Origin of the sequence: Achromobacter sp. E1 (assembly GCF_037039475.1) — a bacterium.
GTDB lineage: Bacteria > Pseudomonadota > Gammaproteobacteria > Burkholderiales > Burkholderiaceae_B > Achromobacter > Achromobacter mucicolens.
This window is the reverse complement of record NZ_CP146253.1, coordinates 1,545,926-1,559,002: the sequence shown is the minus strand read 5'-3', so window position 1 is coordinate 1,559,002 and position 13,077 is coordinate 1,545,926. Positions and strand designations below refer to the sequence as shown.

Annotated in this window: 10 protein-coding genes and 1 other RNA gene; 7 read left to right on the top strand and 4 right to left on the bottom strand. The window is 66.3% G+C overall.

Translation table 11 applies throughout. The annotated features are described in order from the left end of the window. Positions 1-280: 280 nt before the first annotated feature. The 5 genes from ompA to ssrA all read left to right on the top strand — a co-directional run bounded on the left by ompA (position 281) and on the right by ssrA (position 4,447). The gene (gene ompA / locus V6V88_RS07070; RefSeq protein ID WP_062838602.1) at positions 281-862 is read left to right on the top strand and encodes an outer membrane protein OmpA; all 582 of its coding nucleotides are present in this window, start codon (positions 281-283) and stop codon (positions 860-862) included. A 148-nt stretch (positions 863-1,010) separates the two neighbouring features. After that, positions 1,011-1,739 (top strand): bifunctional 2-polyprenyl-6-hydroxyphenol methylase/3-demethylubiquinol 3-O-methyltransferase UbiG, encoded by a 729-nt coding sequence (ubiG, locus tag V6V88_RS07065; protein WP_062838601.1) that lies wholly within the window; start codon positions 1,011-1,013, stop codon positions 1,737-1,739. Continuing rightward, a complete protein-coding gene (locus V6V88_RS07060) occupies positions 1,736-2,410 on the top strand; it encodes an HAD-IA family hydrolase (RefSeq protein WP_280002313.1) in 675 nt (224 codons plus the stop codon). Before ubiG ends, V6V88_RS07060 begins: the two co-directional genes overlap by 4 nt. Positions 2,411-2,788: 378 nt before the next feature. Further along, entirely contained in the window at positions 2,789-3,967 is a 1,179-nt protein-coding gene (locus tag V6V88_RS07055) for an MFS transporter (protein ID WP_223574695.1), read from the top strand. 91 nt (positions 3,968-4,058) lie between these two features. Further along, positions 4,059-4,447, top strand: a transfer-messenger RNA (tmRNA) gene (ssrA, locus tag V6V88_RS07050). A gap of 102 nt (positions 4,448-4,549) precedes the next feature. Here the strand turns inward: ssrA and V6V88_RS07045 are convergent. The 4 genes from V6V88_RS07045 to V6V88_RS07030 form a co-directional block, all read right to left on the bottom strand. Continuing rightward, the gene (locus V6V88_RS07045; RefSeq protein WP_056322221.1) at positions 4,550-4,798 is read right to left on the bottom strand and encodes a hypothetical protein; all 249 of its coding nucleotides are present in this window, start codon (positions 4,796-4,798) and stop codon (positions 4,550-4,552) included. Between the two features lie 126 nt (positions 4,799-4,924). Continuing rightward, positions 4,925-7,387: a TonB-dependent siderophore receptor gene (locus V6V88_RS07040; RefSeq protein WP_338618600.1), complete on the bottom strand. Its 2,463-nt coding sequence runs from the start codon at positions 7,385-7,387 to the stop codon at positions 4,925-4,927. A 306-nt stretch (positions 7,388-7,693) separates the two neighbouring features. Further along, entirely contained in the window at positions 7,694-8,704 is a 1,011-nt protein-coding gene (locus V6V88_RS07035; protein ID WP_338618598.1) for a FecR family protein, read from the bottom strand. A gap of 28 nt (positions 8,705-8,732) precedes the next feature. Beyond that, entirely contained in the window at positions 8,733-9,320 is a 588-nt protein-coding gene (locus tag V6V88_RS07030) for a sigma-70 family RNA polymerase sigma factor (RefSeq protein ID WP_338618596.1), read from the bottom strand. A gap of 349 nt (positions 9,321-9,669) precedes the next feature. On the opposite strand from V6V88_RS07030, the gene wecB reads away from it, so the two are divergent. After that, positions 9,670-10,827, top strand: a complete 1,158-nt coding sequence (gene wecB, locus V6V88_RS07025) for a UDP-N-acetylglucosamine 2-epimerase (non-hydrolyzing) (protein WP_062838595.1) — start codon at positions 9,670-9,672, stop codon at positions 10,825-10,827. Positions 10,828-10,862: 35 nt separating this feature from the next. After that, entirely contained in the window at positions 10,863-13,076 is a 2,214-nt protein-coding gene (locus V6V88_RS07020; RefSeq protein WP_338618594.1) for a cellulose biosynthesis cyclic di-GMP-binding regulatory protein BcsB, read from the top strand. Position 13,077 lies beyond the last annotated feature (1 nt).

Here is a 13,077-nt window from a genome sequence, read left to right as displayed (position 1 = left end):
CGCCGCCCGGCCAAGCCCACCCGCGCCCCGCAGCCCTGTTGTCAAAAACCAACATGGGAAACGGCAGGAGTGCCGAAAACGTCATATCCAGCATTAATGCGCCTGTCCAGGGAAGCCAAAGCCCCCCAAATGCCTTAAGATTGTTTCCAGCACGCAGGAAACCCAGTAGCTATTCCTTTGAACCAGCTCTTGGCGTTGCTATACTGGCCCCGTTTTCCTGATATGCGGCGGGGGTTCGCTGCGAGTCACTTATCCAGCTTCAAGCTCAACGAGGAGAAACATGAACAAACCCTCCAAATTCGCTCTGGCGCTCGCCTTCGCCGCCGTCACGGCCTCTGGTGTAGCTTCCGCGCAAACCGTGGACAACTGGCGCAACCCGTTCGGTGACGTTTGGAAGAACGGTACGAACGAACTGTGCTGGCGCGATGCCTTCTGGACCCCGGCCACCGGCATCCCCGGTTGCGACGGCGTCCCGGTTGCCCAGCAGAAGGCGAAGCCGGCCCCGATGGCGGCAAAGGTCGTGTTCAATGCTGACACGTTCTTCGACTTCGACAAGTCGACCCTGAAGCCCGAAGGTCGCCAACTGCTGCAGCAAGTCGCTCAGCAAGCCAGCACCATCGATCTGGAAACGATCATCGCCGTCGGCCACACCGACTCGATCGGTACCGAACAGTACAACCAGAAGCTGTCCGAGCGCCGCGCCGCTTCGGTCAAGGCTTACCTGGTCAGCCTGGGCATCGACCCCAACCGTATCTATACGGAAGGCAAGGGCGAACTGCAGCCGATCGCTTCCAACAAGACGAAGGAAGGCCGCGCCCAGAACCGTCGCGTTGAGATCGAAATCGTGGGTAGCCGCAAGTAATTGCTGGACTAGCTACAATAAAGGGGCCTCGCATAGCGAGGCCCTTTTTTTCGCCTGCGCCGTGCCCCTCGGGTGCAGCGCCGAGCCCTCTCCTCGCCTAGCGCGCTGGACCCCTCTATATATAGAGCAGCCTTACGCCGGACAGCCCATGAACACGCAAACTCACGACACCGCGCAAGCCTCCGTCAACGCCGACCAGGCCGAAATCGACAAGTTCAGCGCCCTGGCCAGCCGCTGGTGGGACCCCGAAAGCGAGTTCAAGCCGCTGCACGCCATCAATCCGCTGCGCCTGGAGTGGATCCAGGAATGCGCGGGCAGCCTGACCGGCCGCAAGGTGCTGGACGTGGGCTGCGGCGGCGGCATCCTGTCGGAAGCCATGGCCCGCAGCGGCGCCGAGGTGACCGGCATCGACCTGGCCGACAAGTCCCTGAAGATCGCGCGCCTGCACGGTCTGGAATCGGGCGTGAAGGTGGAGTACCGCAAGGTGCCCGTTGAGGAACTGGCCGCCGAGCAACCTGGCCAGTACGACGTGGTGACCTGCATGGAAATGCTGGAACACGTGCCGGATCCCGCCTCGATCGTGCGCGCGTGCTCGACGCTGGTGAAACCGGGCGGTTGGGTGTTCTTTTCGACCCTGAACCGCAACGCCAAGTCCTTCGTGTTCGCCATCATCGGCGCGGAATATGTGCTGCGCCTTCTGCCGCGCGGCACGCATACCTACGACCAGTTCATCAAGCCGAGCGAACTGTCGGCCGCGGCGCGCGGCGCCGCGCTGGAGCCGGTGAGCATGCGCGGCATGGAATACAACCCGATCACCCAGATCTACTCGCTGTCGTCCGACACCTCGGTCAACTACCTGATGGCTACCCGTAAATGAGCGCCCTGATCCTGTTCGATTTCGACGGCACCCTGGCCGACACCGCCCCCGACCTGGCAGCCGCCGCAAACCGTCAGCGCACCCGCCGCGGCCTGGAGCCGATGGCATACGAGGCGCTGCGTCCCGTGGCGTCCCAGGGCGCGCGAGGCCTGCTGCGCGTGGCGCTGGACCTGCAACCGGGTCATCCGGACTACGAGCCCACCCGCCTGCAGTTCCTGGAAGACTACGCCGCCAGCTCGACGGTGCACAGCAAACTGTTCCCGGGCATCGAGGAACTGCTGGCCGATATCCGCAACCGGGGCATGTCCTGGGGTATCGTCACCAATAAGGTCACCTACCTGACCTTGCCGATCGTCGAATTCCTGGACCTGACGCGCGACGGCGCCGTGCTGGTTTGCGGCGACACTACCGCACACGCCAAGCCCCACCCCCTGCCCCTGCAGCACGCCGCGCGCGAAGCGGGTTTTGAGATCGACCGCTGCGTCTACGTCGGCGACGACCTGCGCGACATCCAGGCCGCCCACGCCGCCGGCATGCCCGCCGTGGCGGCTGCCTATGGGTACGTGGGCGAAGAAGACAACGTCATCGCCTGGCAGGCGGAAACCTGCGCCAATTCGCCCACGGAATTGTGGGCGGCCATCGAGCCCTTGCTGCCGCGCGACCTGCGCTGACGGTCGCGCACGGGCGGCCCGGCGGCTGCCCGTCCCGCCGGGGCGGCGCCCGCACCTGCCTGGTGCCCGCCACTGTTCGGCCTCATTAGCGCAACTGACCGAACAATCTATCCGGGCGCCGGGGCTTTATCCGCCCCGCAATCTCCCCTAAAGTGTGAACCGTACACCGCGCTCCGGCTTTTTCGGATCGCTTCGCTACCGGCGCATGCCGGCGTCGTGGCCCAAGCAGGCCGCGGCGATTTCCCCGTGCTGACGGCCCTCAGCGTCCCGTCGCACCGTGCCCCGCCCGCCTGGCGTGGCGCACGCCAGACCTTTTAGACCTTGCCTTCAACTCCCTGCACGCGCGGCGCCTTCCGGCCTCGCGCCCACGGAATGCCTATGCTTTTGCCCATCCTGCTTCTTTCCGCCGCCGGCTTCACCATCCTGACCACCGAGTTCCTGATCGTGGGCCTCTTGCCCGGCCTTGCCCGCGACCTGAACGTCACCGTTTCCCAGGCCGGCCTGCTGGTGACGCTGTTCGCCTTCACCGTCGCGGCGACCGGCCCCCTGCTCACCGCCCTCATGGCCAACATGGAGCGCAAGCGCCTGTTCATCGGCGTGCTGGTGCTGTTTGGGCTGTCCAATGCGCTGGCGGCCGTGGCGCCCAACATCTGGATCATGGCGATCGCCCGCTTCGTGCCGGCGCTGGCGCTGCCGGTGTTCTGGTCGCTGGCCAGCGCCACCGCCGTGGAACTGGTGGGACCCGCACGCGCCGGACGCGCCATCTCGACGGTGGCCTTCGGCATCGTGGCCGCCACGGTGTTCGGCATTCCCATCGGCGTGCTGATCTCGGACGCCTTCGGGTGGCGCGCCGCATTCTGGGTGCTGTCCGCGGTGGCATTCGCCAAGGCCCTGCTGCTGCTCCTGACCTTTCCCTGCACGCGCGTCCGGGCCGACAGCGTGCGCCTCGTCACGCAGTTGCGCATCCTGCGCGATCCCATGGTGGTCAGTCACGTGTTGCTGTCGCTGCTGGTATTCACGGGCATGTTCACCGCCTACACCTACCTGGCCGACATGCTCGAGCGCCTGGGCGGGTTTGACGGCGAGACCGTCGGCTGGACAATGATGGCGTTCGGCGCGGTCGGACTGGCCGGCAACACGCTGGGCGGGCGCCTCGTGGACCGCAGCCCGCTGGGCGCCACGGCCCTTTTTTCGGCGCTGATGGCCGTGGGCCTGACGTTCGTTGCGCCCGCCATGCAGTCGCATGGCCTGCTGGCGGTGGCGCTGGGAATCTGGGGCATCGCCCAGGCCGCGCTGTTCATCGTCTGCCACGTGCGGCTGATGAAGTCCGCCCCCGAAGCGCCCGCCTTTGCCGCGTCGCTGAACATCTCGGGCGCCAACATCGGCATCGGCCTGGGCGCCGTGGTGGGCGGGCACGTGATCGACCACTACGGCCTGGCGGCGCTGGGCGGCGCGGCAGCCATCATCGTGGCGGTTTCCGTGGGCCTGGCCGCGCTGATGATGGCGGTGGCGCGCGGCCGGCGGCAGTCCAAGGCGGCGTGCGCCAACGCCATCTGAGCCGGCGCCGGTGTCCTGGCCGCCACGCCGGTTCCGGCGGGCAATTGCGCGATGGCAGGCTATTGCGTTTGACAGTACAATAGAGGTTCTTGGGGCCGATCCGGATTCGACGTGGGTCGCGAAACAACTCAGGGCATGCCGAGCACCAGTACGCTCGTTAAACCACTGGAACACTACAAACGCCAACGACGAGCGTTTCGCTCTCGCCGCTTAAGCGGTGAGCCGCTGCACTGATCTGTCCTTGGGTCAGGCGGAGGAAGGCAACTTCCTAGGGGGGTAACCCTCGAACCGCAGCAGCGACATTCACAAGGAATCGGTCTGCGCTGGGGTCACACGGCTCAGATTTAAATTACGTGAATCGCTTTGGTCCGGCCTGTCGGTTGGCTAAGTCCAAAGTTAAAACCAAATAAATCGACTACGCATGTAGAACTGGTTGCGGAGGGCTTGCGGACGGGGGTTCAATTCCCCCCGGCTCCACCAAATTCCGTTCAGCAACGTCAGCTGAAACCAAAAATCCTCAAGGATGCAGATCCTTGAGGATTTTTTTCGTCTGAGCCTGGCGGGCCCGCCGGCATTGCGGCGTCACTGCCGGTTGATCCAGTCTTGCGCGCCCTCGATGAACCACGGCAGATTCAAGCGTTCGCCCTCGCCGGACTGGATGGTCAGGCGCTGGCCGGACGGGTTGGAATCTGCCCCTGCCGGGGAATCCAACGGCCGGCTGCGGTAGTCCACGTTGCTGCGCGGTTGCTGCGGCGTGTCGGCACAGGCTGCGAGGGATGCGAGGGCTGCTCCGGCAAGGAGCAGCCGCAGCGCTGCGTGATGTGTCTTCATGGTGTGCGGGTTCCTGCTGGCGGCACAGGCCGGTGTGCCGGGCAATAAGGCCTTCCCCGTACCTTACTCGCATTGGGCTGCCCGCGTCAGCCTGCCCCCACCCGGCGGCCGAGTCGGCGCCCCGCGTCAGAACTGGTACTTCACCGTCAGCATGGCGTGGCGCGTGGGTGCGTAGATGCCGGTGTAGAACGTGGTGTCCAGACCCTGCAGGTATTTCTTGTCGAACACGTTGTTCAGGTTCAGCGTAGCCGAGACCTGGCGGTTGAAGTCGTAGCGCGCCATCAGGTTTGCAACGGCGTAGGCCGGCTGCTCGCCCTTGAGGGTCACGCCGGGCAGGGACCAGGTGGTGGCGCTGTAGTAGATGCGGCTTTGCCAGTTGACGCCGCCGCCCACGGTCAGGCGATGCCATGCGCCGGGCAGGCGGTAGGTGGTCCACAGTTTGGCCATGTGGCGCGGGAAGATGGTGCGGATGGTTTCGCCCGCGCCGTCCTGGGTGATGCTGTAGCTGTAGCTCAACGCCGCCTGCCAACCGGGGGCCAGTTCGCCGTTGAGCTCGACATCCAGGCCAGACGTCTTGGCGCCGCTGACAGCGCGATAGGCCGGCTCTCGCACCGTGCCGGGCACGAACTGGCCCTCGTCCACTTCGGCCAGGTTGTCCTGGCGGATCTGGTAGAGCGCGATGGCGCTGGTCAAGCGGCCGCCGAAGTAGTCGCTCTTCAAGCCGATCTCGTAGTTGTCGCCGGTGCGCGGGTCCAGCACGTTGCCGTCGCGGTCGCGGGCGCTTTGTGGCTTGAAGATGCTGGTGTAGCTGGCGTAGACGGAATGCTGGTCGTTCAGGTCGTAGACGAGGCCGGCGTAAGGCGTGACGACGCCGCTTTCGCTCATCTCGGTGATCTTGTTGTTGCGCGCCCACTCGGGCGACGTGTAGATCTGCGAGAGCTTGTAGCGGTAGTTGCTGACACGCGCCCCCACGATGACGGCCAGATCATCCGTGGGCTTCAGGCGCAGCGCGGAGTAGACGCCTTGCTGCTTCTGCCAGCCGTCGTAGTCCATGAGCTTCTGGCCAGACACGTTCGGCTTCGGCGTGTCGTTGCCCCAGTCGTAGATGTTGACGGCACGGCCTTCGATGTCGTCATCGGCTGGCTGGTGATAGTTCTTGAACTGCGCCCAATTCATCCCCACGACGAACTCGTGCTGCCGTCCCCACAACTCGAACGGTCCGGCTGCCTGCACGTCGAAGCCGGTCTGGCGCTGGCGGGCGCTGCCCAGGCCGCCATAGAACAGCACGCCGTCGCCCGTGTCGCGCTCGACGAAACCCCAACTGGCGTCGGCCGACGAGAACTCGCGTTTGCCGTGCAGGTAGTTGCCCGAGAACTTGAGCTTCCAGTCATTGGCGAACTTGTGCTCGAGATTGAGAAAGGCGTTGTAGACCTTGAGCTCGTCGGTGTTCCAGCGTGCACCCGCGTTGTCGGATGCCTTGAAATTGGTCTGCTGGCCGTCGCTGTAAAAGAGCGGTAGACCGGACGACGACTGTCCGCGCGGATCGTTGTTCTGGTAGTCGACCCCCGCCGTGAGCAGCGTGTCGGGCGTCAGGTCGGCCTCCATCACGCCGTAGAAGACCGTCTTGTTTTCCTTGTAGTAGTCGATATGGGTGTTGCCTTGTTCGTGCGCGGCAACGAAGCGGCCGCGCAACGTACCGGCCTCGTTGATGGGGCCGCCCACGTCCAGCTCGCCGCGGCCGCGGCCCCAGGTGCCGGCGCCCGCGCTGACGTAACCCTGGAATTCACGCGTGGGCTTCTTGCGCACGAGGTTGACGGTGCCCGACGGATCGCCTGCGCCGGTCAGCAGGCCGGTTGCGCCGCGCAGGACTTCGACCCGGTCGTAGATGGCCAGGTCTGTCTGGCTCTGCGGCACGTTCTGCGACACGATGTCGGTCGCGGTGAGGACGCCATCGAACTGGTAATTGTCGATGTTGTAGCCGCGCGAAAGGATCGAGAACCGGCTGGCGCCGATGTTTTGTACCGAGATGCCGGCGGTTCGATCCAGCAGCGCCCCGATGCTGTCGACGCCCTCGTCCTCGATGCGCTGGCGCGTCATCACGCTGACGGTTTGCGGCGTCTCGCGCTGCGTGAGCGGCAGGCCGGTGGCAAAGGACAAGGGTCCGGTCATGGCGTAGCTGTGCGATCCCTCCGTCGCGCCGACGCCGTCGGCCTGCACCGTGACGGGCGCCAGCGTCGCCACGCCGCTGGCCGGCGCCGCGCGATGCAGCACAAAGCTGCCGCCTTGCGCGGGTGAAGCCGCCAGACCGGTGCCGGCCAGCAAGGCGTTCAGAGCAGCCTGCGGGGTCAGGTCGCCCGACACGCCGGGGCTGTGGCGGCCTTGCGCGAGTTCGCCGGCGCCGGCAACCAGCACGCCCGATTCGCTGGCGAAGCGCGCGAGCACCGTGCCCAGCGGGCCGGCGGGAATGTCATAGTGCCGCGACGCGAGCGCGGAGGCCGGCGCAGGCGGTTGAACGATCGCGGTCTGCGCGGCGGCGTCGGGCGCCCACCCGGCCAGGACCGCCACGCCGCCCGCAATCGCCAGTTGCACGAGGCACGCCGGGCGGGTCAGGCGAAAGCCGCCTGCAAGGCGGGGAAGCGACAGGGGCGGCCAAACGGCGGCGGGGACTGAATGACGGGGCATGACGAACTTAGGTTCCGATGAGGTTTATCGACGAGCCGTGCGATTGAATTCGCTCTCATTAGGGGAATCGAACGAGAACCTCAAAAGCGGAACCGGGCGGGAGAAGTTTTTTGCAATGCGGGGGCGGGAGCCGCTGCAATGGCGGCCGCAGGGTTGAGCCAAACGTTGGCCGCCACGGGTGCGAAGGTGCGCCTTGGCAGCGCGGGGTTCACGTCAGCGGCCGGTGGGCGGGCCGCTTCTTGGCTGAATGCTGATCCACCACGGCAAGGTGCGCTGGACTCGGATCGGGAGAACCGCTTCCAGCATGGTCAGCGCCCGATCGGGGTCGGTGGCGGGATAGCTGCCAATGACTGGCAGATGCGCGATCTCTGGCGCGACGCGTATTACGCCGCCGCGATAGCGCTGCAATTCGCTGGCGACATCGGAGAGCGGCGTGTCGTTGGTCACCAGAATGCCGCGCGCCCAGGCTTCGCGAGCGCGATCGGCCGATTGCGTGGCGGCGAGCATTGCATCCGTGAAACGCGTCTGCTCGCCTGTCTGGACGACGCGGGTGCTGCCGGTGGCGGCAGTGCGGGCTTGGACGGCGCCCTTGAAGACGGCGACCAGGGTCTCGTCGCCTTCCAGCCGGACCGTGAATCGGGTGCCAAGGGCACGGACGCGTCCTTGTGGCGTATCGACGACAAATGGCCGCGCGGGGTCAGCCGCGGCCTGTATCAAGATTTCACCGGTCAACAGACGCAGACGGCGCAGGCCTGCGCGGTAATCCTCGTCGAACGCGCTGCCGGTGCTTAGCCAGACCACCGATCCGTCGGCCAGCTCGATGCGGCGGACCTCGCCGGTCGGGCTGCGGTAATCCGCCGTCCAGGCCAGCACCGCGCCCGGCAAGGGCGTGAGGCGCCAGGCCGCCAGCCCGGACAAGCCCGTGCCGGCCAGCGCAGCCAGACCCAGCAGCATCTGGCGGCGCCGCGCCATGCGGCTATTGGCGGCACAGAAGCCCTTCGCGGCCGAGTCCCGGCTGGGACTGGTCTGGACGGGCTGGAAATGGCTGCTGATGCGCTCGACGTAGCGCCACGCGGTCCGGTTTTCCTGCGCGCGATCGAGCCAGATCTGCCAGCCCCGGCGCTCGTCGGCCGTGGCCTCGCCGGAGCGCAGCAACGCAAACCATTCTGCGGCCTGCTCCAGCGCCAGATGCGAGGGTTCGGCCGGCGGCAGCAAGCCGTTCATGCCGGTCCTCTTGCTGAATCCGTGTGCGTCATGCCGGACCGGTTCCCAAGGACGCCGCGAGATGCGCCGGCGCATCAGCCACCACGGACCGCGCTTCCAGCATCAGGCAGTGCAGCATCGCCTGGGCGACGTACTTGCGCACCATGCGGGTGGACACGCCCAGCTCCTGCGCCACTTCCTTGTCCGACATTTCGCAGGCGACCGCCATGACGAACGCATTGGCGGCTTTGACCGGCATGCTGCGCAGCATGCCGTCGATTTCCAGCAGCGCCTGGATCACGATGACCTGATGTTCGGCCGATGGCGCCAGAGCTTCGGGCCGCGCGGCCAGCTCTTGCAGCCACATCTGCTCGATCTGGCGGCGGCGCCAGAGGTCGACGCACATGCCGTTGGCCATGGCGCGCAGATAGGCGCGGGCTTCGGGCGCGCTATCGAAGCGGCGGGGTTTCTGGATCAGCCGCACGAAGGCGTCGTGCGCCAGGTCCGCCGCATCGCACGAATCGCCCAGGCGGCGGCGCAGCCACCCATGCAGCCATCCGTGATGGTGGGAGTAAAGGGATTCGATCTGGGAAGACGGCGTGTCGCTGGCCACGGCGGTAGAAGGACCTCGAGCCATCCTGGGACGCCCGGAAATCTAAATAAGAATTAATCGTGATTATCCTTGCAACGGCCCCCTTTTGCAACGCAACCTCTCCGTCCGCATGAAACGGCGCCGTGGACACGGGCGTTCATAACGAAATTTTATTGTTTCATGCTTTATCTTGCCGGCAGAAACGACCGCCCGGGTTTCGACCCCAAATTTTGGATGAAGTGTCTGCCCCTCCTGCGGCGTGATCGCGCAACGGGAATCGCCCACCCACACAATGCCGCCGGACCGATGACATAGTTCGACACATATTACGAATGCTTTCAAGACAAAATGAACGCAAGAAAATGCCGCCGGCGTGGGGAGGCCGATTCTCGCTATGAAAGTGCTGTCGATATTCGGCACGCGTCCCGAAGCCATCAAGATGGCTCCGCTGGTTACCGCGTTGCAACACGAGCCGCGGATTCAAAGCGTGGTGTGCGTCACCGGCCAGCACCGCGAGATGCTGGATCAGGTGCTGTCGCTGTTTGAGTTGAAGGCGCAGCACGACCTGGACATCATGGTACCCAACCAGACGTTGAACGGCTTGTACGCCCGCCTGATCAGCCGGGTGGACGGCGTGCTGGAGGCAGAGAAGCCGGATTGCGTGCTGGTGCATGGCGACACAAGCACGGCATCGGCTTGCGCGCTGGCCTCCTTTCACCGGCGCGTGCGCATCGGTCATGTGGAGGCCGGACTGCGCACGGGCAATCTGGCGATGCCCTTCCCCGAGGAAATGAACCGGCGCGTGGTCGATGCGATCGGCGACCTGCTGTTCGCGCCGACCGCGCAATCGCGCGGCAACCTGTTGCGCGAAAACCTGGCGGGCAGCATTACGGTGACCGGCAATACGGTGATCGACGCGCTGGCGATGACGTGCGCCAAGCTGACCGCCGGCAGCGCGCTCACCCGCATGCTGCAGACGCGGTATGCATGGCTGGACCCGAACCGCCGGCTGCTGCTGGTGACCGGCCACCGGCGCGAGAGTTTTGGCGAGGGGTTCCGCAACATCTGCGCGGCGCTGGCCGAACTGGCGCAGCGGGACGATCTGCAGATCGTGTACCCGGTGCACCTGAATCCGCAGGTACGCGGCGTCGTGATGCCCGAACTGTCCGGGCTTGCCAATGTCCACCTGATCGAGCCGCTGGATTACCTGGACTTTGTCTGGTTCATGCAGCGCTCGCACCTGATCCTTACCGACTCCGGCGGCGTGCAGGAAGAAGCGCCTTACCTGGGCAAGCCGGTGCTGGTGATGCGCGACGTGACCGAGCGGCCCGAAGCGGTGCAGGCCGGCACGGTGGCGCTGGTGGGCACCGACACGCGGCGCATCGTCGCCGAGGTCAACCGCCTTCTGGATGACCCCGCGCTGCACGGCGCCTTCTCGCGGCGGATCAATCCTTATGGCGACGGCAAGGCCAGCCAGCGCATCGTCGATGCGCTTTGCGGCCGCGCCGTCTCCGAATTCGCTCCCCACGCTACCGCCCCCTCCTCCTTCTGATGCTTGCCGCGATGCCCTTCCTGCCCGGAGTCTTCATGCCCCTCTCCTCACAAGCCACCGATGTCCGTACGTTGTGCCGCGCCTTGATCGCGGCGGGGCTGCTGGCGCCGCTGGCCGCGATGGCCAGTCCGGCCGGCGACGCGTTGCGCCGGCTGCAGAGCGACGACATGGTCACGCGCAGCACCACGCTGGAGGACCTGGGCATCAACGAGCCCGTGGTCCTGTCCAACAGCGATGCGCGGCAGGAGTTCTATATGCCGGTGCCGCGCGGCGTGCCGGTCACGGACGCCCGGCTGGATTTCGACGCGCGCTACACCAAGGGCGAGCCGGGCCGGACCAGCATGGTGCTGTGGCTGGACGGCGTGCCGCAAGCCGCGCAGCGCATCGCCGATGGCGACGGGTCGGCCAGCCGGACGCTGGCCGTGGAGCGGCGCACGCGCGAGTCCGGATTTCTGCGCGTGGGCGTGGACTGGCAGTCCGACATCGCGCTGCGCCATTGTGAAAGCAACCGTGCCACAGGCAACGCCCTGACCATCTCGCCGCAGACGCGGCTGACCTATCGCTATGACGCATCCGCGATCAACAACCTGGATGATGCATGGGGCTCGCTGCCCGGCAAACCCGTGCTGATGGTCGCCGGCCGCAAGCTGGAGCAGCAGGCTTTTAACAGCGCCTGGCGCATGGGTGTGGCGATGGAGCGCAGCGGCAAGCGCGTGGCGGTCAGGGCCTTTCCGGCGGTGGGCGAGGACGTGGACACGCGGGGCTTGCAAGCGCCGGCCGGCCTGGCGCAAGTGCCGGCGTTTGCCGCGGTGACGGGCAAGGAGACCCATAAGCTCGCCAACCCGGCGGAAATCGGCGCCCTGCTGGTGATGGGCGCGCCGGCCGTGGCCGGCGATGTCGTGATTGCCGACGCGGCGCTGACGCAAAAATACAGCGAGGCACTGGACGCCTTGCAGGCCCAACTGGCGTCGGACCCCGATGCCGCGGACGCCTTCAAGGCGTGGCGCCAGCAGCGCATGCCGCTGGCGGGCGCCGGCCTGCCGTCCAAGGAGATCCGGCTGATGTCCCTGGGCCGGCAGGCGGTCATTGCCCTTGCGGCCGATGCGGGCGCGCAAGGCGCAGGGGTCTTCGACACCGCGTGGCGCCGCATCCTGGCCAGCCGCCAGGTGCAGGTGCAAACGGCCGTCCCGCCGCAGTCTCTTCAGGATGGCGGCGTGCGCCTGTCGGCGCTGGGCGGCTCGTCCGCCAGCTTTGACGTGGTGGCGCGCGGGGATTGGAACACCTCGTTTCCGCTGGCTGCCGTGACCAGTGATGGCCGCGTGCCGGATGAACTTGTCATGGACGTGGCGGCAGCGCCTGGCGCGTCGACCACGCGCCCCGTGGCCTCGGTGTTCTGGAATGGCATCCTGCTGGGCGCCAGGCAGCTTGAGGCCGATGGGCGGCCGGAGCGGCTGACGGCGCGCGTGCCGGGTTACGCGCTGGGCGTGACCAATGCGGTCCGCGTGACGTTCCAGCGTCAGCCCGTGTCGGTGGACTGCAACGAGATTCCGCAGGGCTATCCCGTGAACGTGCTGCCGACCAGCTATGTGAAGCCCGGCAAGTCGCAGCCGGACGGCACCTTCGTGGGTCTGCTGCCGCAGATGGCGGGATCGCCGCAGGTGCTGATCCCCGACAGCTATCTGGCCGACGCGCCCGCCAACATCAAGCGGGTGATCGGCATCGCCGCGGCCAGCGGCGTATCGGCCACGCGCGCCGAGCTGGCGGTGTCGCCCGCCGGCCAGGCAGTCAAACCCGCGCGCGCCTTCCTGGCGATGGAACTGCAGGTGGAAGGCGCCAAGCCTGCCGTCAAAGTCACCGACCGCAAGCAGCTGCAGGTGGCGGGCAAGGACACGACGTGGCTGGACATTTCCGGGCTTGCCCAACTGAGCACCGCGGAAGTCGTCAGCGCCGGGGGCCAGGACGGCGTGCTGTGGCACACGCTGGGCGAGCAGCCCGGCATGACGGACGCGCCCTTTGTGCTCAATCGCGGCAACATCGCGATCATCGGAGCGACGGGTCCGGTGGCATGGATCGACAGCGACAATCCGGACGCGAGCCATCCGCCCGGAGCGGGCGAAAGCGCCTTCTTCGAATGGCGGCGGTATATCTCGTGGAGCGTGCCGGCCATCAGCATCAGCCTGTTGGTGCTGCTTCTGATCCTGATCTTCGCAATGCGCGTCAGCCGCAGGAAGAGCAAGGATTCGAAGTAAG